15 protein-coding genes are annotated in these 19851 nt (G+C 63.4%); 3 read left to right on the plus strand and 12 right to left on the minus strand.

Annotated elements, in window-relative coordinates; translation table 11 throughout:
• A partial coding sequence (locus tag NKH59_RS26550) for an MFS transporter (protein WP_353023520.1) occupies positions 1-1263 on the minus strand: 1263 nt, incomplete at its 3' end.
• A gap of 168 nt (positions 1264-1431) precedes the next feature.
• Between NKH59_RS26550 and NKH59_RS26555 the strand changes: the two genes are divergently transcribed.
• Positions 1432-2064, plus strand: coding sequence for a TMEM175 family protein (locus tag NKH59_RS26555; RefSeq protein ID WP_352542488.1), 633 nt, complete (start codon positions 1432-1434; stop codon positions 2062-2064).
• A gap of 165 nt (positions 2065-2229) precedes the next feature.
• Here the strand turns inward: NKH59_RS26555 and NKH59_RS26560 are convergent, their stop codons facing one another.
• The 10 genes from NKH59_RS26560 to NKH59_RS26605 form a co-directional block, all read right to left on the minus strand.
• Positions 2230-3711, minus strand: a complete 1482-nt coding sequence (locus NKH59_RS26560; RefSeq protein WP_353023521.1) for a L,D-transpeptidase family protein — start codon at positions 3709-3711, stop codon at positions 2230-2232.
• Positions 3712-3949: 238 nt separating this feature from the next.
• Positions 3950-4315, minus strand: a complete 366-nt coding sequence (locus tag NKH59_RS26565) for an MmcQ/YjbR family DNA-binding protein (RefSeq protein WP_352456638.1) — start codon at positions 4313-4315, stop codon at positions 3950-3952.
• Positions 4316-4462: 147 nt separating this feature from the next.
• Positions 4463-7069 carry an ATP-dependent chaperone ClpB gene (gene clpB, locus NKH59_RS26570; protein ID WP_352542486.1) on the minus strand — a complete coding sequence of 869 codons (2607 nt, stop codon included), beginning with the start codon at positions 7067-7069 and terminating at the stop codon, positions 4463-4465.
• Positions 7070-7307: 238 nt separating this feature from the next.
• A complete protein-coding gene (locus NKH59_RS26575) occupies positions 7308-8282 on the minus strand; it encodes a DUF4167 domain-containing protein (protein ID WP_352471311.1) in 975 nt (324 codons plus the stop codon).
• A 340-nt stretch (positions 8283-8622) separates the two neighbouring features.
• A complete protein-coding gene (gene prmC / locus NKH59_RS26580; RefSeq protein WP_352471313.1) occupies positions 8623-9492 on the minus strand; it encodes a peptide chain release factor N(5)-glutamine methyltransferase in 870 nt (289 codons plus the stop codon).
• Complete coding sequence (gene prfA / locus NKH59_RS26585; RefSeq protein WP_352542484.1) at positions 9485-10564, minus strand: peptide chain release factor 1; 1080 nt, start codon at positions 10562-10564, stop codon at positions 9485-9487. The genes prmC and prfA overlap by 8 nt, the downstream gene beginning before the upstream one ends.
• 8 nt (positions 10565-10572) lie before the next feature.
• Positions 10573-12843, minus strand: a complete 2271-nt coding sequence (gene ptsP, locus NKH59_RS26590; protein WP_352471315.1) for a phosphoenolpyruvate--protein phosphotransferase — start codon at positions 12841-12843, stop codon at positions 10573-10575.
• Positions 12844-13025: 182 nt separating this feature from the next.
• Positions 13026-14279, minus strand: coding sequence for an aspartate kinase (locus NKH59_RS26595; protein ID WP_352471486.1), 1254 nt, complete (start codon positions 14277-14279; stop codon positions 13026-13028).
• Between the two features lie 163 nt (positions 14280-14442).
• Positions 14443-16674, minus strand: a complete 2232-nt coding sequence (locus tag NKH59_RS26600) for a sensor domain-containing diguanylate cyclase (protein ID WP_353023523.1) — start codon at positions 16672-16674, stop codon at positions 14443-14445.
• A gap of 122 nt (positions 16675-16796) precedes the next feature.
• Positions 16797-17366, minus strand: a complete 570-nt coding sequence (locus NKH59_RS26605) for a putative glycolipid-binding domain-containing protein (protein ID WP_352542483.1) — start codon at positions 17364-17366, stop codon at positions 16797-16799.
• Positions 17367-17580: 214 nt separating this feature from the next.
• On the opposite strand from NKH59_RS26605, the gene ubiG reads away from it, so the two are divergent.
• Positions 17581-18330, plus strand: coding sequence for a bifunctional 2-polyprenyl-6-hydroxyphenol methylase/3-demethylubiquinol 3-O-methyltransferase UbiG (gene ubiG / locus NKH59_RS26610; RefSeq protein ID WP_254816707.1), 750 nt, complete (start codon positions 17581-17583; stop codon positions 18328-18330).
• A 19-nt stretch (positions 18331-18349) separates the two neighbouring features.
• On the opposite strand, the gene NKH59_RS26615 is transcribed toward ubiG, so the two are convergent.
• Positions 18350-19240, minus strand: coding sequence for a DMT family transporter (locus NKH59_RS26615; RefSeq protein WP_352542482.1), 891 nt, complete (start codon positions 19238-19240; stop codon positions 18350-18352).
• Between the two features lie 101 nt (positions 19241-19341).
• Here NKH59_RS26615 and NKH59_RS26620 point away from each other — a divergent pair, with 101 nt between their 5' ends.
• Positions 19342-19827 (plus strand): MarR family winged helix-turn-helix transcriptional regulator, encoded by a 486-nt coding sequence (locus NKH59_RS26620; protein ID WP_352542481.1) that lies wholly within the window; start codon positions 19342-19344, stop codon positions 19825-19827.
• The last annotated feature ends 24 nt before the right edge of the window (positions 19828-19851 follow it).

Here is a 19851-nt window from a genome sequence, read left to right on the forward strand (position 1 = left end):
GTTGATGCCCGAGGCCGCCCCCGTATCCTTGTCCTCGACCGCCGTCATTGCGGGGGTGGACAGCGGGGAAACCACCCGCGGCCTGCCGCACCCCATCAGAGCCATCAGCGGGAATACCCCGATCCAGAAATTGTGGATGCCCCAATAGGCCAGCAAGGCAAGTCCGGCAAAGGCAAGAGCCACAACCAGACTGCCGCTGGCGATCGGAAAGCGAGGCCCGATGCGGTCGGACCACTGGCCGACCGGTCCGGACAACACTGCGATCAATGCCGAAAGCGGCAAGAAGATGAAACCGACCTCGGCCGCGCTCAGCCCCCATCCGGCGATCATGAGCATCGGCAGATAGAACAGATTGGCCGACAGCGCAAAATAAAGGAAGAAGGTAGCCACATTGGCGCCCGCGAACGCGCCGATCCGAAACAACGACAGATCGATCATCGGCTCGCGCCGCCGGCGCTCGAAGACGATGAACACGACGAGCAAAACCGCACCGGCGGCAATACTCGGGCCGGACATCAGCCCCTCCCCGTCGCCACTGATCGAGGTCAGACCGTAAGCGAGAGCTCCGAACGCCAATATGGCGAGTGCAGCGCCGCCGAGATCGAGGCTGCGCTTTTCCACCGGCGCGTCGGCAGGGACCTTGGCCAGCAGAAGATAGACCGAGATAAGGCCGAGCGGCAGATTGATGGCGAAGATCGCCCGCCAGATGCCGGCGCCGAACGCCGACAGCACGAAGCCGCCCAGCACCGGGCCGAGCGCCGTCGTCAGTGCTGATGCTGCGGCCCAGATGCCGATCGCCCGGCCGCGTTCCTTTTTCGGATAGGCTTTGGCGATAATGGCCAGGCTGCCCGGCACCATGATGGCCGCTCCGACACCCTGGATAGCCCGAAACGCAATAAGCACCGCCGGGTTAGGCGCCAGCGCGCAGGCAAGCGAGGCGGCAATGAACAGGACGATGCCGGCGACGAAGGAGTGGCGCAGGCCGAAGCGATCGCCGGCGGCGCCGCCGACGAGAATGAGGGCTGAGAGTGTCAATGCGTAGGCATTGGAAATCCATTGTGCCTCGGCGAGGCTGGCGCCGAGGTCGACGCGGATCGCCGGCGTCGCAATGGCCAGGACCGACCCGTCGATGAAGCCGAGCGCAGAAGCCAGGATCGCGGCGATCAGCACGAACCGCCGCTGCGCCTGCGGACAGAACGTATCGGCGGGAAGTGAGCCGGTCAGGGGAACGGCGCCGGTACCGACTTTGGTTGGCGTGTGCATGCCGCCTTACCTAGATCGCCGGCGCGCCGCCGACAACCGGCCAGCACGCTGTTCTCGTTGAAACCAGGCCCAACCTGGCCACACAGGCAGGATCACGCCGCTCAGGGTGCAAACGGGAAGTGCCGTGCTAAGCTTCTCGCAGCGCTACAGACAAGGGGGAAATACCGCATGAAACGGCCGCTCGAACCCTCGGCGGAAGGACGCGGGCGCGTTGTCGGCATCACCGACGGCGTGTTCGCCATCGCGCTCACCCTGATCGTTCTCGAGATCAGAGTGCCGGCGCATGAAACGGTGCATTCCGAACGCGAGTTGATCACAGCGATCACAGCACTGGCGCCGCGCTTCCTGACCTATGCGCTCAGCTTCCTGACGCTGACCATCTTCTGGTTCGGCCAGCAGGCGCAACACGGGCTGATTGCAAAATCCGACCGGCGGCTTGCCACGCTGAACCTCTGCTTCCTCGGCTTCATCGCCTTGCTGCCGTTCTCGACCGACCTTCTCGCCGACTTCCTCGAATTCAGGACTGCGGTGCTCGTCTACTGGTTCAATCTTTTGATGCTCGGACTGACGCTGCTCGCCAGTTGGCGCTACGCGGACAAAAACGGATTTCTGGCCGAAGGTGTCGACGCGGAGACCACCCGAACGGTCTATCTGCGCATCGTCAAGGCACAGATCCTGTGGGCCGTCGGCGCTGCACTCTGCCTGATCAGCCCGTTGCTCAGCGTCGGCTTCATCCTGGTGGTGCAGCTGATCTATGCCGCAGCGCCGCGCGCGCCACTGCTGCGCAAGGTCATCGGGTGAATGGAGCGACGCCTGTCCGCTTTAGGTGTGTTGAGATTCAGGTCAGGCCGAGCCGAAAATGGTGGCTTCCGAGAACCGGAGCGGAGCGTACTTTTGAGTACGTGAGCACCGGAAGCGGAGGAAGCCGCCGTTTGCAGGCCGGCATCACCTGAATATCAACATGCCCTACTCGACGAACTCCACCGTAACGCCGGGCGTCACGATCTTGGCAAGCTCGCGCGCGTCCCAATTGGTCAGCCGCACGCAGCCATGGCTTTCGGTCTTGCCGATCTTGGACGGATCCGGCGTGCCGTGGATGCCGTAGGTCGGCTTGTCCAGCGCAATCCAGACCGAGCCGACCGGGCCGTTCGGCCCCGGCGGGATGGTCAGGATCCTGTCGTTTTCGCCCTGCTTGAAATTGATGTTCGGGTTGTAGGTGTAGTTCGGGTCCAATGCGACACGCGACACCGCATGCGTGCCGGACGGCGACGGCGTGTCGGACGAGCCGATAGTCGCCGGATAGGCTGCGACCAGCTTGCCCGCCGCATCATAGGCGCGGACCTGCTTATTGGACTTGTCGGCGATGATGCGCGCCACCGGCGTCGCCACCAGCCTGCCGAAATTGGCGACCTTGATGATGGTGCCCGGACGATTGAAATTGGCGTCCGGATTGAGCTTGTTCAGATAGGTTTCATCCATATGGAAGCGCTCGGCCAGCGCTTCGGGTACCGACGTGTAGCCCATCCGATCGAGCTGGGCCTTTTGGCTGTAGTCCTCCGGTATCGAGGCGACATAGGGACCGGCCGCATCCTCGGGCGTGATCGTATAGGAGGCGAAGGCATCGCCGCCGGATTGCGCCAGGGCCGCCTGGATGCCGATTGCGTCGGTCGATTTCAGATTGCTGCCGGTGATCTCATTATAGGCGGCGAGCGCCTTGTCGACATTCGAGCCGAAGCGTCCGTCGATGACGCCGGGCGATGCACCGGCACGGTCGAGCAGCACCTGCAGTGCCGCCACGTCCTCGCGGGCGCCGAGCGCAAGCGACGGGTCGACCGCCGTCTTGCCGCCAGTGCTTGGCGGCGGGGCTGTGTCTGGCGGTAAGGCGACCTGCTCGTTCGGCACCGTCGGCTCGATCGGCTCGATCGAGGCCTCGTTGAGCGGCTGGCGCTCGATGGTGCGCGGCTTTACCGGCTGCGCTGCCTCCGGATAACCGTTGCCGTAGCCGTCATCCCGTGGCGCTTCGGGGAAGGCTTCCACCGAATTGTCGCCATAGGGGTCGTACTCGTCAGCCGGCGGTATGATGACCCTGCCCTCGTCTTCCATCTGCCTGCGGCGGAACCGCGCCGTGTCCTCAGGGTCGTCGAGATAATAGGGGTCGTCCTCGACCGGTCCGAGGTTGCGCAAGCGCTCGCGGCGCAAGGCGCGGCGGTCGAGCCTGGTCTGCGGCGGCTGGATGGCGATGACCTTGCCGGTCTCCGCATCGACGATGACGCGGTTTCCCCTGGCATCGTAGTAGATATCGAGATTGCCGTTCTGGGCGACAAGAATGCCGCCTCCATTGGCGGCACGAACCACCCGTGGCGCGGCATCCACTATTGGCGAGGCCATCGCATTCGACGCCAGCAGCCCGGCAGCAAGCGCTGAAAGGGTGAAGATGGTGCGCAACATGATGGCCAAATTCTCCGGTCCGTAATTGCCGCCGCCGGCATTGTCTCTTCAAAGCGCCGCGCGTCTTTTTCGACGCGCAAAGAACGCTCTAACGCTTTAAATCTCCGCATCGTGCTTTGCGAAAATCAAAACTCGATTTCGGGCCGATGTGGTAGGCGAACCCCCTCGCCAGCAAATCAGTTGCCAACGATAAGGTTCCAATATGAACCGGGCATGAAGATGGCGGATTTCTGACCGATTAACCGGCAGCGAGTCCCAATTCCTTGCGCGCCTGCTTCGTCAGCTTCAGCACGACAAGACGGTGGCTTTCGCGCAGGTAATCCTTCAGCGCGCCATCATCCATGCTTTCGCCGGTCTGGCGCTGGATCCATTTCATGCCGCGTGAGGCAAGATAGGGCGCGGGCCGAAGGCCCGGCTGCTCCCTCAGCACGTCATAGGCGATGTCGGAGCATTTGAAGGTAACGAACGGCTCCTTGCCCTCACTCCAGCCGCCGATCGCGAAGACCTTGCCGCCGACCTTCCAGACATGGGCGCCGCCCCACTGCACGACATGGGTCGCCGAAGGCAGCGAGGCGCAGAAGCTGTTATAGTCGTCCAGCGTCATCTGCGCCCCGCCAGTGATGTTGGACCATGAACCGAAGGCCGGCGTAACAAAAGGGTATGCCGGTTTTTCGGAAAGGGTCATGGTCGAGATTGAAGATAGGAATTCCATCCCGATTCGATCGGGATGGAACAGGCTTTTGGCTTGAGCTCAGGCGGCTGCCTCGGTTGCCACGACCGCGGGCTTCGAGCGGAAGTTCAAGCGGTCGGAGCCGGCGGTGACCTTGACAGTCGAGCCGTCGAGGATCTCGCCGAGCAGGATCTTTTCCGCCAGCGGGTCCTGCAATTCCTTCTGCATCACCCGCTTCAGCGGCCGCGCGCCATAGGCCGGGTCGTAACCCTTGGCCGCCAGCCAGTCGATCGCCTCCTGATCAAGCGAAAGCGATATCTTGCGGTCAACAAGCAGGTTTTCCAGCCGCTTGAGCTGGATTTGGACGATCTGGCCCATATCCTGGCGGCGCAGCCGGTGGAACAGGATTACCTCGTCGATGCGGTTGAGGAATTCCGGCCGGAACGAAGCCCTGACGACATTCATCACCTCGTCGCGCACGACGTCGACATCCTGGTCCTCGCCAAGATTGACCAGATATTCGCCGCCGAGATTGGACGTCATGATGATCAGCGTGTTGCGGAAGTCGACCGTGCGGCCCTGCCCGTCGGTCAGCCGGCCGTCGTCCAGCACCTGCAGCAGCACGTTGAAGACATCAGGATGCGCCTTCTCGATCTCGTCGAACAGCACGACCTGATAGGGCCGGCGCCGTATCGCTTCGGTCAGCGCGCCGCCTTCCTCGTAGCCGACATAGCCGGGAGGCGCGCCGATCAGCCGGGCGACCGAATGCTTCTCCATGAACTCCGACATGTCGATGCGCACCATGGCGCTCTCGTCGTCGAACAGGAAGCTGGCCAGCGCCTTCGTCAGTTCGGTCTTGCCGACACCCGTCGGCCCGAGGAACATGAACGAGCCGAGCGGCCGGTTCGGGTCCTGCAGGCCGGCGCGCGCACGGCGCACGGCTTTCGACACTGCCTGCACCGCCTCGCCCTGGCCGACGACGCGCCTGCCGATCTCGTCTTCCATGCGCAACAGCTTGTCGCGCTCCCCTTCCAGCATCTTGTCGACCGGGATCCCCGTCCAGCGCGAGACGATATGGGCGACATGATCGGGACCGACCACTTCCTCGACCATGCCGGCCTTGCCGTCCCTGGCTTCAGCCTGCTTCAGCTGCTTTTCGAGTTCCGGGATCTTGCCGTAGGCAAGTTCGCCGGCGCGCTGGAATTCGCCCTTGCGCTGGGCAATGGCAAGTTCGTTGCGCGCCTCGTCGAGCTGCTTCTTGAGGTCGGCGGCAAGCCCGAGCTTCTGCTTCTCGGCCTGCCATTTCGAGGTCAGCTCGGTCGATTCCTCCTCGAGGTTCGAGAGTTCCTTCTCGAGCCGCGCGAGCCGGTCCTTCGAGGCATCGTCCTTCTCGACCTTCAGCGCCTCGCGCTCGATCTTGAGCTGCATGATGCGGCGGTCGATCTCGTCCAGCGCCTCGGGCTTCGAATCGACCTGCATGCGGAGCCGCGACGCGGCCTCGTCGACCAGGTCGATCGCCTTGTCCGGCAAGAAGCGGTCGGCGATGTAGCGGTTTGACAACGTAGCGGCCGCGACCAGTGCCGAATCCGAGATGCGCACCTTGTGGTGCTGCTCGTATTTCTCTTTCAGGCCGCGCAGGATCGAGACAGTGTCTTCGACCGTCGGCTCATTGACGAAGACCGGCTGGAAGCGGCGGGCAAGGGCCGCATCCTTCTCGACATGCTTGCGGTATTCGTCGAGCGTGGTTGCGCCGACACAATGCAGTTCGCCGCGGGCGAGCGCCGGCTTCAGCAGATTCGACGCGTCCATGGCGCCATCCGCCTTGCCGGCACCGACAAGCGTGTGCATCTCGTCGATGAACAGAATGATGCCGCCGGCGGCAGACGTGACTTCGGAAAGCACCGCCTTCAGCCGCTCCTCGAACTCGCCGCGGTATTTGGCGCCGGCGATCAGCGACCCCATGTCGAGCGCCATCAACTGCTTGTCCTTGAGCGATTCCGGCACATCGCCATTGACGATGCGCAGCGCCAGCCCTTCGGCGATCGCCGTCTTGCCGACGCCGGGTTCGCCGATCAGCACTGGGTTGTTCTTAGTGCGGCGCGACAGCACCTGGATGGTGCGGCGGATTTCGTCGTCGCGGCCGATGACCGGATCGAGCTTGCCCGCGCGGGCGTCCGCCGTCAGGTCGCGCGCGTATTTCTTCAGCGCGTCATAGCCCTGCTCGGCGCTCGCCGAATCGGCAGTGCGACCTTTGCGTACGTCGTTGATGACCTGGTTCAGCGCCTGCGGCGTGACACCCGCCTTGGACAGGATGTCGGCGGTCTTGGCCGATTTTTCCATGGCCAGCGCCTGCAATAGCCGTTCGACGGTAACGAAGCTGTCACTGGCCTTCTTGGCCAGTTCCTCGGCGGTCGAAAACACCTTTGCCAGCGGCTGCGCCAGATAGAGCTGGCCATTGCCGCCCTCGACCTTGGGCATTGCCTCCAGTGCTGTTTCGACGCCGAGTTTGACGTCACGGACATTGCCGCCGGCGCGCTCGATCAGCGACGCAGCCAGGCCCTCGTCGTCATCGACAAGGACCTTGAGGATATGCTCGGGGGTGAATTGCTGGTGATTGCGGGAAAGCGCCATGGTTTGTGCGGACTGGATAAAGCCGCGCACGCGCTCGGAATATTTTTCAAGATTCATGCCTGTCTCCTTCCGTCACCGGCCCGCTTCGCGGCACCGGATCAGATTGCGGTGACGGACCCGCCCGTTCGAGCCGGATCCTGTTCACGCAAGATATGGGACGCAAACCACGGACCCTCAAGACGCCTCGACACTGGCGAATGCATAATATTCCGAGCGCGCAAAGCAAAAACGGCGGAGATTTCTCTCCGCCGCCTGGGGTAAAGGATGCGCTAAGATCGACTGAACGTTTTTCCGATCAATTCTCGACGTCTGCGATCACAGCTTGACCGTCGGGGCCTTCAGCCGGCGCTGCATCGACATTGCCAGCGTCGGTATTGCCAGTCTCGGCATTGCTTGTCTCGGCACTGCTTGTCTCGGCACTGCCAGTCTCGGCACTGTCAGGGCCGGCGTTGTCGTTGCCGCCATTTGCCTGTTCGACATCGAGGCGCGGGCGACGCGGACGCCTGGGGCGGCGGGCCGGGCTGTTTTCGGCCGCGGCTTCGTTGAGCTCGGCCTGGGCGGCGAGACCCGCCGGCGAAAGGTTGTCGAATTGCGGTGCGGGCTCGCTCACAAAGACCGGCCCAGCGGCCGGCACGGGCTCCGCCTGCGCCGGCGTCTCGTCGCGCCGTGGCTGTTCGGCGCGCTGGCCACCCTGCTCGCCGCGCGCGCCATACTCGCCGCGCTGGCCGTTCTGGCCGTAACCGCCATTGGGGCGACGGTCGCGGTGGCGTCCGCCATTGTTGTCGCGGCCGTCACGGTTGTCGCGGCCGCCCCGATTGTCGCGGCTGTTTTCCTGGTTCAGAGCCAGCTCGGCCGGCGTGCCATCGATGACCGGCTGCGGGCCGGCACCGTGATTGGCCGCCGAACCCGACGTCTCGTTGGCATTGTTGTTGCCGGCATTGTCGAACTCGTCGCGATCCTCGTCGCCGTCATCGTCGAAATCATCGCGATTCTGCTGCGCGTTCTGGATCGGCATCTGCGCCTGAGCGGCTGCGATGATGCGGTTATAGTGCTCTGCATGCTGGAGATAGTTTTCCGCCATCACCCGGTCGCCGGAGCTTTGCGCGTCACGGGCAAGGGTTGCGTACTTCTCGGCAATCTGCTGAGCCGATCCGCGGATCTTCACGTCCGGGCCGTTGCTCTCGTAGTTGCGCGTCAGGGGATTAGGCCCCTTACGGTTGTTGTTGTTATTGTTGTTGCCGCCGCCGCCATTGTTGTTGCGACCGCGCATGCGCCTGTTTTGCTGTTGTGGCCTCATTAGACTCTCTTCACTTTGAAATTTTCGAAAAACTCTTCACGAACGGAGGCGCTCATGCGGCCAGCCGTTTCGTTCCTTCACCGGCGTTCGCCCGCATCAATTGCGTTGGCGCCACGTGCCATCCTGTTCCGGTTACTTCACTTGCCGGACGATTCCCGCACGAAGCTTGGGCGTCGTTTGCGCAAGAAGGCAGCTATTTCCAAGGAAAACCGAATCGCTAAGAGCACTGCCTGCTTCGTCTCATCCGGTTAAGGCGACCCTAGCCGCATTCCCCGGTATTGCCAAGCGCTTTTTTCGCACTGCATCACGGCTTTCACCGTTCGAACACAAGAACTCTGTCGTTTCCGCCGAGATCACGAAACACCCCGACCGAACGGTACCCGGCCGCGGAGAATATCTCCGTAACCTGTTGGTGCTGCGTATGGCCGATCTCGACCGCAATCCTGCCTTGGACTTCCAAATACGCTGCCGCTCCCGCGGCGATCTTCCTGTAGGGGCTCAGACCGTCCACACCGCCATCGAGGGCCTGGCGTGGATCGAAACCGCGGACCTCGTCCTGCAGATTTCCAATGTCGTCTGAGGGTATATAGGGAGGGTTTGCGACAATTACATGGTACCGGCCAGAAACTTTTTCAAACCAGTCGGATTTGAGCGGCGTGAACCGGCCGGCGAGCCCCAATTCCCCGGCATTACGCATGGCTGTGGCCAGCGCCTCCTGCGAAATGTCAACGCCGGTGGCGGTCGCGGCCGGAACGGCGCTGAGCAGCGCCAGCGCGATGGCACCGGTACCGGTCCCTAGATCGAGGATGCGGCAGCAGCCCTCGCGTGCCGCCACTGCCTTGACGAAGGGCAGTATAGCCTCGACCAGCGTTTCGGTATCCGGCCGCGGCTCCAGCGTTTGCGGCGAAAGCGAAAGGCGCAAGCCGTAGAATTCGCGGTAGCCAAGGATTCGGTGTACCGGCTCGCCAGCGATGCGCCGCCGCAAGGCGGCTTCGATTACCGCCGTCACGTCCGTATCGACAGCGCGCCCGGGATCGGCGATGGCCTGCGTGCGACTGGTGCCGGAAAAATGCTCGACGATCAGCCTGGCATCGAGCGCCGGATCCGCGATCCCGGCTGCGGTGAGCCGGTTTCGCGCTTCCCGCAGCAGCGGCGCCAGCGTGGCGGGCAGGCTGTCAGCCATCGATGCCGATATCGGCGAGCAGCTTCGACTGGTGATCGGCGATCAGCGCGTCGATGATCTCGTCGAGTTCGCCCATCATCACCCGGTCGAGCTTATAGAGCGTCAGGTTGATACGATGATCGGTGACGCGACCCTGCGGAAAATTATAGGTGCGGATGCGTTCCGAGCGGTCGCCCGAGCCGACCTGCGACTTGCGCGATTCGGAACGTTCCTCGTCCGCCTTGCTGCGCTCGAGGTCGTAGAGCCTGGCGCGTAGGATCTGCATGGCCTTCGCCCGGTTCTGGTGCTGCGACTTTTCCGCCTGCACCACCATGATGCCGGTCGGCAGATGGGTGATGCGCACGGCCGAATCGGTGGTGTTGACGTGCTGGCCGCCGGAACCCGAGGCGCGCATCGTGTCGATGCGGATGTCTTCGGTCCTGATGTCGATGTCGACCTCTTCGGCTTCCGGCAGCACCGCGACTGTCGCCGCCGAGGTATGAATGCGTCCGCCCGCCTCGGTCGTCGGCACGCGCTGCACCCTATGCACGCCGGATTCGAACTTCAGATGGGCAAAGACGCCCTTGCCCGAAACGGTGGCGATGATTTCCTTGTAGCCGCCGACCTCACCCTCGCTGGCCGACACCGTCTCGAAACGCCAGCCATGCGCCGCGGCATAGCGCTCGTACATGCGAAACAGGTCGCCGGCGAAAAGCGCCGCCTCGTCGCCGCCGGTGCCGGCGCGGATCTCGAGGATGGCGTTCTTGTCGTCGGCAGCATCCTTGGGCAACAGCAGGATTTGGATGTCCTTCTGCAGCGCCTCGATGTGATGCTTGACCCCTGGCAGGTCGGCCTCGGCCAAGGCCCGCATCTCGGCGTCGGTGCCCTTGTCGGCGAGCATCGCCTCCAGATCGCCCTGTTCGTGCTCGGCGGCGCGCAGCGCCCTGATCTTTGCCACCATCTCCTGGATGTCGGCATATTCGGAGGCCATCCTGACATAGGCGTCCGGCGCTGGCCCGGCCGACATCTGCGCTTCGAGCATGTCGAAACGCTTGACGACTTGATCCATACGGTCGCGGGGCAGGTTGATCATGGCGAAGTCTATAGCGGTATAGAGCGGTCGTCGGCAAAGGCTTGCAGCAGCGCCCGCATCGGCAGGCCATGCGCCGGCGCCATCAGATTATCGTCGAAGAACGCTTCCAGTTCGCTGAGCGGCAGTTCCGTCAGCATCGCCTTGACCGGGCCGATCGATGCCGGCGACATCGAGATCGAGCGATAGCCAAGGCCGATCAGCGCCATCGCCGAGATCGGCTTGCCGGCCAGTTCGCCGCACAAGGTCACCGGCGTCTGGTTGCGCGCCCCGGCGTCGGCAATTTGCTTCAAAACACGCAGGAACGGCGTCGACAGCGGGTCGAAGCGGTCGGACAATTGGGTATTGCCACGGTCCACCGCCATGACGAACTGGAACAGGTCGTTCGAGCCGACCGAGACGAAATCGACCGCCTTCATCAGTTCGTCGAGCTGGAACAGCAGCGACGGCACCTCCAGCATCGCCCCAAGCTTCAGGCTGGTCGGCAAATGATGGGCAAAGCGCGACAAATGCCGCACCTCGCGATCGATGATCTCGCGCGCCTGCGCGATCTCGCCGAGTTCCGTCACCATTGGCAGCATCAGCTTCAGTTCGCGCCCGCCGCACGCCTTGAGCAGCGCGCGGATCTGGGTGCGCAGCAATCCAGGCCGGTCGAGCGTCAGGCGGATAGCGCGCCAGCCGAGCGCCGGATTTTCCTCCTGGATCGAGCCCTTGAAATAGGGCAGCACCTTGTCGCCGCCAATATCGATGGTGCGGAACGTCACCGGCTTGTCGCGCGCCGCCTCGAGCACGTCACGATAGAGCCGCTCCTGGGCTTCGGCGCGCGGAAAGGTCGAAGCGACCATGAATTGCAGCTCTGTGCGGAACAGGCCGATGCCGGCCGCACCCGCTTCGGCCAGTTGCGGCAGATCGACCGCCAGCCCGGCATTCATCAGAAGATCGACCTGGACCCCGTCCTTGGTCACCGACGGCTTCTTGCGCAGTTCGCGGTAGACCTCCTGCCGCCGCGCCCTGAAGCGCACTTTCTCGGCATAGGCCGCCTCGAGGTCGGGCTGCGGGCGCAGATGGATAGCGCCTTCCTCGCCGTCAACGATGATGGCATCGCCGTTTTCCGCCATGGAAACGGCGCCCTTCATCTGGCCGGCGACCGGTATGCCCATGGCCCGCGCCACAATGACGACATGGCTGGTCGCGGCGCCGTCCTCCAGCACCAGCCCGCGCAGCTTGTCCCTGGGATAATCGAGCAGCTCCGCAGCACCCATCGAGCGGGCGACGATGATGGCGTCCTTGGGCAGCGAGGCCGCGACGTCCTCCGGTCCGCGCCCCATCAGCTGCCGCAGCAGCCGATTGGCGAGATCGTCGAAATCGCTCATCCGTTCGCGCAGATACGGATCGGTCATGTGCAGCATGCGGGCACGCATGTCGCTCTGCACCTTTTCGACCGCCGCTTCGGCCGTCAGGCCGTTGCGGATCGCCTCCTCGAGCCGGCGCACCCAGCCGCGATCGTTGGCGAACATGCGATAGGCTTCGAGCACCTGGCGATGCTCGCCCTCGAAGGCGACGTCGCGGCGCTCCAGCATGTCGTCGATGGAGAGCCTGAGCGAGCCGAGCGACGCGTCGAGCCGCCTGACCTCTTCCTCGCTGTCCTCGTTGAAAAGATTGGTGACGACGATGCGCGGCTCGTGCAGCACCACATGGCCGAGACCGACGCCTTCGTTGAAGGACAGGCCGGTAAAGCTTACCGGGCGGCGCAGATCGAGCTCGAGGCCGGGCCTTGTCAGCCGCTCCAGATCGCCGGTGGCGATCATCTCGGCGATCACCATCGCCGTTGTTTCCAGCGCCTCGACCTCGTCGTCGCGATAATGGCGCATGGTCTTGTTCTGCACGACCAGGACGCCGAGTGTCCGCCCTGCCCGCAGCACCGGCACGCCGAGGAAGGAATTGTATATCTCTTCCCCTGTCTCCGGCAGGTAGGCGAAGGCAGGATGCTCCTGCGCATTGGAGAGGTTGAGCGGCCGCGCCGAGGCCGCGATCGTGCCGACCAGACCTTGGCCCAGCCTGAGCTGCGCCAGGTGGACGGCGTTCGGGTTCAGGCCTTCGGTGGCGTAGAGTTCGAGCACCGAATCGGCGCGCAGCACATAGAGCGAGCAGACCTCGGCAACCATGTTGGAGGCGATGTCGCGCACGATTCGGTCAAGCCGCTCCTGCGGCTCCAGCGGCTCTTGCATGAGCTCGCGGAGCCGTTTCAGCAAAACGCGCGGGCCACTGGCCGAATCACGCATCGCGGCTTCTTCCTCCAATAGCATTTCAACCGGTGCAGGTTGCCCTGCACAGCGGCACAAACGCAACAACTCAATTAGAGCGCCATCGTCCAATTGGACGCATAAAGACCGCTCCAAGATTTTCGATCCGCTGCATCCTGCCTTCCGAAAATCGATTCCGATTTTCGGGCCGTTGCAGTCCGCTACTGCTTATCCAGACCGTACACGGAATGCAAAGTGCGAACTGCTAGTTCCGTATAGGGACCGTCGATCAGGATCGAAATCTTGATTTCGGACGTCGTGATGGCGCGGATGTTAATCGCGCGGTCGGCAAGCGCCTTGAAGGCGGTAGCGGCGACGCCGGCATGGCTGCGCATGCCGATGCCGATGACCGAGACCTTCGACATGCCGGCTTCCGACTGCACCACGTCGTAGCCGATCGTCGCCTTCAGCCGCTCGAGCACGGCGAGCGCCTTGTCGACGTCGCCGGATGGCACGGTGAAGGTCATGTCAGTGAACTTGCCGTCCTCAGAGATATTCTGGACGATCATGTCGACATTGATGTTGGCCTCGGCCAGCGGCCCGAAAATGCCGGCGGCGACGCCCGGCCGATCGCCGACGCGGCGCAACGAAATCTGCGCCTCGTCCTTGGCGTAGGCAATTCCGGTGACGACCTGCTGTTCCACGATCTCTTCCTCGTCGCAAATAAGCGTTCCCGGCGGATTAAGCAAATCTCCCATTCCTGGTGCGTCGGGATCGTCGAAGGACGACCGCACGAAAGTACGCACCCTGTGCACCATGGCAAGCTCGACCGAGCGCACCTGCAGGACCTTGGCGCCGAGCGAGGCCATTTCGAGCATTTCCTCGAACGAAATCTTGGCCAGCCGCCGCGCCTTCGGCTCGATGCGCGGATCGGTCGTGTAGACCCCGTCGACATCGGTGTAGATATCGCAGCGGTCGGCCTTGACCGCTGCCGCGATGGCGACAGCGCTGGTATCGGAACCGCCGCGGCCGAGCGTTGCGATCCGGTTGTCCGGCCCGATGCCTTGGAAACCGGCGACCACCGCCACCTGGCCTTCGCCGAAGCGCTTGATCAGGAATCCGCCGTCGATATCGAGAATGCGCGCCGCGCCATGCGCGTTGTCGGTCTTGATCGGGATCTGCCAGCCTTGCCAGGAGCGGGCATGCACGCCGATATTCTGCAGCGCGATCGCCAGCAAGCCGGCAGTGACCTGCTCGCCGGACGCGACCACGGCGTCATATTCACGCGCATCGTGCATCGGCGAGGCCTCGCGCGTCCATTGCACGAGCTCGTTGGTCTTGCCGGACATCGCCGAGACCACGACGGCGACCTCATGGCCGGCGTCGACCTCGCGTTTGACATGACGCGCCACATTGCGGATGCGGGCGATGTCGGCGACGGAGGTTCCGCCGAATTTCATCACGATGCGCGCCATAGAAGCGAAATGCCTTTGACTGGATGCCGGACCGGAGGCCGAAAAGCGGAAAAATGCGCCAAGCTGTGGCCGGGCGCTCAATGCGCGGCCTCCTTAGCCAAATGATAGCGGTTTCGCAAGGCGGTGAGGATTCCGTCGCCTTGCCCCGTCCATCAACCAGATTTCAAGCCACGCTCTTGGTGAGTTTTGGCTTTTGCTGCTCGACACGGGCGAGACCCGCTCCGGCGATGACGCGGTCACGGCCCTCAGCCTTTGCCTGATACAAAGCGCGATCCGCGGCATTGACGATCTCCGCCCATGAGGCGCCGAGCTCCGGGAAGGCGGCGACCCCGAACGACGCGGTGATGGTGCCGAGCGTGCGGCCGCGATGCGTGACATGCAGCTGCTTGATCGCCTTTCGCAGAGCTTCGGCGCGATCGGCGCCATCGGCCAGTGACGTTCCCGGCATCATCAAGGCAAATTCCTCGCCGCCGTAGCGCGAAACCACGTCGCTTTCCCTGACATGGTCGACCAGCGTGGCGGCCACCTGCTTGAGGACGAGATCCCCAGCTTCATGGCCGAACGTATCGTTGAACTGCTTGAAATGATCGGCGTCGAGCATGATCAACGTCAGCGGCTGCTCGGCACGTTCCAGGCGCCTGAGCTCGCGGCTGCTGGTCTCCTCAAGGTAGCGGCGATTGTAGAGCCCGGTGTTGGGATCCCGGATCGACTGCTGCCGCAACGTCTCGCGCAGGCGCAGATTGGCAAGCGCCAACGCCAGCGTATCGACGACGCCACGCAGTATCTGCTGCCGTTCGGCAAGCCACTCCGGCTTGTCAACGGCATTCGGCTCGCACAGATGCAGGATGCCAAGTGTCTCTCCCTGCGCTGCTAGAGGCATACAGACATAACCGCGGCCGCCATTTTCGGTGATGTGGTTGCAGCGCGGCGTCAGCATGCCTGGACCGGCGACGTGCTCCTGGCCGCGCCGCAGCGCCCAACAATCTTCCGGTCCGAACTGGCCGACGCTCGACCGGATGGTGCCCCAATGCGCCATCTCCTCCACCAGGTTGCGCGACGCACTGGTCAGATGAACGGTTCCGCTCAATCCGCCGAAGAAATCAGGCATGGCGGAGCCGACGACGGAAAATGCCTCGTGAAAAGTGACGCAGGCCTGAAGCAGTTCGCCGAGCTTGACCAGGCGGGTCGTGGCCTCCGATGTCTCTTTCAGTTCACGATTGAGCCTCGCCAGTTCTTCGGCACGATCGTGCACCGCCCGCTCGGCACTGCGCAGGTCGCTGATGTCGCTGAGCGTCAGCACGATGCCGCCATCGGCGCGGTTGAGCGGATTGCAGCTGACGACCACGGGCAAGGAGGTCCCATCCGGCTTTGCCAGCCTCACCTCATTCTGGTGGCGGCGGCCGGTGGTCATGGCCAGTTCGACCGGAGATGTTCCCGACGCGGGCTTGTCTCCCGACGGCCCCCTGATATTCAGGGCCGACTGCCAGTCCTGCCCCACGACCTTGTCGCTGCGCCGCCCGATGATCTCGGCTGCCGCCGGATTGACGGACACGACCTGACCCTTGCCGTCGATGACGGCGATGCCTTCGGCAACGGTCTGGACGATGTCTTCGATGTAGGCCTTCTGATCGACAAGTTGAGCGCGCGAGGCTTCGATTTCGGAGGCCATAGTGTCGAACCCTTGCGCCAACTGTCCGAACTCGTCATCGGAGGTGCGGCCGATACGGGCCCCGGCGTCGCCGCGCGCCAGCGATTCGATGCCGCGGTTGAGACCAGCAAGGCCTTTACTGAAGCCTCGCAACAACAGGAAGGCGGAGGCCGCCGCGATCAGCACGGCTGCCGCGGTACACAGGCCCACAAGCCACAGCATATCGTTCGTGCGCTGCTGCGCGGCACGCAGCAGCGGCGTATATTCGAACAGGACGGCGCCGACGATCTTGCCGGGTGCATCCTCGATCGGCACCGCAACCAGGTCAATCGGATCGGCCACGTCGGCACTGGCCTCGACGAAGTTGCGCGGCACGCCGTCGTCAATCGTCCGGGCGATTTCATTGCCGGGATCGTAGTCGAACGTCGTGCCGATATTTTGCTCTTCTCCCGGAACGTCGGCGAAAATAACCTTGTTTTTGTCTACGATGACGAGATCGCGTTTCGAGCGGCCGTGCTGCAAAGTCACGAATTCGCGGAGCCCATCTGGTCTCTCGAATAATGAACGCGGCGCGTCCGATGCCCTGAAGGCAATAGTTTCGGCCAACTGCCGTGCGACGCTTGTCGCCTCGGCCAGCGCCACGGATTTGGTCAGCGATATCTGCGAGACGATCGCAACGCCGCCGACCAGGCCGATCAAGGCCACGGCGCTGAACAATGTCGCGACTATCTGGGTTCTTATGCGCACCGGGCTGCCCCTACTCGGACAGCAATCTAAATGCCAAACACTGACCCAACGTTAAGAAACCGCCAATATCGTAAATTTGCCGTTAAGCCACACCGGCCAGCTGCACTCCCAACGCGGGCGGTTCAGCCCGTCCGCACGATGGCCTGCCACAGGCGCGGATAGTCGAGGACGAAACCGAGCGGCGAGACCTCCAGTGTCTCGTGGTAGCCGAACATCGGGGCGGCATAGGCGTAATGTGCAGCATCGACGCGCTGATAGGTTTGCTCGAGGCGAACGAGCCTGAGTTCGGGAAATGTCAGATAGGCTGCCGGCGCGGGCGTCGCCATACCGACATCGAGGGCAAAGCGGCGAAGCGCCAAAAGGTTTGTGGCGGGCGTGAAGCCGAGATCGACATCGATGAGACCGTCGACTTCCGCTTGATGCTCGCCGTTCAGCGTCCATTGGCGCTCGGTCAGCCGGTCGATCCTGTAATGCAGCTGTTGCGTGCCGAAAAAGCCGTCGGCGCGCGCCGATCGTGTATGCCAATCGGCGTCGCAGTCCGCCTCGTAGGCGATGCTGCACGGCTCGCCGTCCTGGACGAAAAGCGCGTGTCCCCTGAGGTTCCACCCGGAACTCGCTTCCGACAGAAGGCAAGCGTCGTGGCCTTCCTGGTCAAGCCGGCGCCAAAGAATGGAAGCAACCGCTCGCATCATTGCGCACTCCTCCGAACCCGATGTCTCTGCTTCGTCCGCCAAAGCCTAGGCGTTTCCTTCCGGCACACCATCAACTGACACGTGCTGACACAAATGCAGCCGGCAAAAGGCGGCGCCGGAAGGCATCGCGCGCATCGCACCGCCGGCGGTGAATTTCGCGCCTTGACATTCGCAGCCTCGCGCCCGACTTCCTAGCGTCCGAGGAGACCACGCCATGCCTGAGCCCCGACGATCGACGATCGATGCCGGAGAGGTGGAACGCTTTTCCGCCCTTGCCGCCGAATGGTGGAACCCGAACGGCAAGTTCCGCCCGTTGCACAAGTTCAACCCGATCCGGCTTGCCTATATCCGCGACCAGGTGGCGGCCCGCTTCGGCCGCGATCCGCGTGCGGCACGGCCGTTCGAAGGCCTGCGCTTCCTTGACATCGGCTGCGGCGGCGGGCTCTTGTGCGAGCCGATGGCGCGGCTTGGCGCCGAAGTGGTCGGCGCCGATGCCTCCGCCACCAACATCGAAGTGGCCAAGCTGCATGCGGCGGAAGTCGGCGTGAGCGTGGATTATCGCGCCACGACCGCGGAAGACCTTGCCGATGCCGGCGAAAAATTCGACGTCATCCTCAACATGGAAGTGGTCGAGCATGTCGCCGATGTCGATCTGTTCCTGGCCAAATGCGGCGAGATGGTAAAGCCCGGCGGCATCATGTTCGTCGCCACCATCAACCGCACGCTGAAGGCCCTGGGGCTGGCCATCATCGGCGCCGAATATGTGCTGCGTTGGCTGCCACGCGGCACCCACCAGTTCGGCAAGCTGGTGCGCCCCGAGGAACTGGAAAAGGCGCTTGCCGGCGCCGGCCTGACCGTCATCGACCGCACCGGCGTCACCTACAACCCGCTCGCCGACCGCTGGCAGCGCTCGAAGGACATGGACGTCAACTACATGGTGCTGGCGGAGAAGGCATCCGTCTGAAGCTTACGCCTTCTGGCCTCTATGGCCTCTGGCTTTGCGCCTTGGTGGTGATGAACACGCCGGCGGTGATGATGACGGCACCGGCCCAGGTCAGCAGTTGATAGCGCTCGCCGAGGAAGAGGGTCCCGGCAAACAGCCCGACCGCCGCCGCGACATAGCCGATCTGGCTGAGATAGACCGGGCCGCCGACCGCTTGCAGGCGGAAGAAGAAGGCGAACATCGCCGAGGCTGATGCCACCTGTGCCGCTGCGACCAGCGGCACGCCGCCGAGCGAGCCGAATGCATTGCCGCCAAGCAGGACCAGAATGCCGGCAAACAGCATCAAGGCTGCTGCCAGGTGGCTGCCGACGGCGAGCTCGATCGGGCCGGTGCCTTCGGGCCAGTCGACGGTACGGTAAATGTTGCCGGCGGCGAGGCTGACCGGGATGAGCAGGCCCATCGCAACCCAGAAAAATTCGGCCGGCTGGCCCGCTTCGCCGCGCGTCACCGCCACCATGACTGCGCCGACGAAACCGACGACTATGCCGACGATGCCCAGCATGGTCGGGCGCCTGACGCCGAGCAGCATCGAGAACACCAGCGTGACGACCGGCGACAGCGTGAACATGATGCCGCTGTAGCCGGCGCCCAGATGCGGAATGGCTGAAAACATCAGCAGATTGGGGATTGCATATGAGACGGCCGCGGTGACGAAGAAATAGCGCAGCCTGTGCGGCGTAAGCCGCATGCGCTTCCCGTTGAGCAGCAATGCGCACAAAAGCACGCCGCCGGCACCAAGCGAGATGACGAAGGCCCAGATCATGGCGGCCACGCCGGCCGCCGTCGCGATCTTGCCGAACGGCAGCGTCAGGCCGAGCAGTCCACCGGTGACAACCAGAAGGCCAAGCGCCGAGTCCCAGAGAAATTTCATCGCACCGTCCCGTCGCCCGTTCGCGGCACTTGGCCAATATCGCAAGCTGAGGTAAGATAAGGTAAAGATTCTTCACGTCAAGATACATAACGGTGAGAGACATGGATCGCGCAGCAAAAGCGATCGGGCAATGGAAAAAGGAACGGCCGGATCTCGATGTCTCGCCGATGGCCGTGCTCGGACGGTTGAACGAGGCCGCCTCGCTGATCGCACGAGAGCGGCTGGCGCCGCTGTTTGCAAGTTACGGGCTGCAATCCGGGGAATTCGATGTGCTGGCGACGCTGCGTCGTTCCGGGCCGCCATACGCGCTGACGCCGACGGCTCTTTACGAGGCGACGATGGTAACGTCGGGCGCGATGACCAACCGCCTCGATCGGCTCGAGAAATCCGGTCTGATCAAGCGCGGGCCGCACCCCGACGATCGCCGCGGCATTGTCGTGCAGCTGACTAAAAAGGGTCTGGCGTTGATTGACGAGGCGGTTACCGCTCACGTCGCCAACGAGCACCAGATACTTTCTGGCCTGATACGCCCGGAGCAGATCATGCTGGCTCGCCTGCTCGAAAAATTGATAGCGAGCCTGAACTAACCGAAACGGCAACCACTGGGACTC

This window comes from Mesorhizobium sp. M0998 (assembly GCF_040318885.1).
GTDB lineage: Bacteria > Pseudomonadota > Alphaproteobacteria > Rhizobiales > Rhizobiaceae > Mesorhizobium.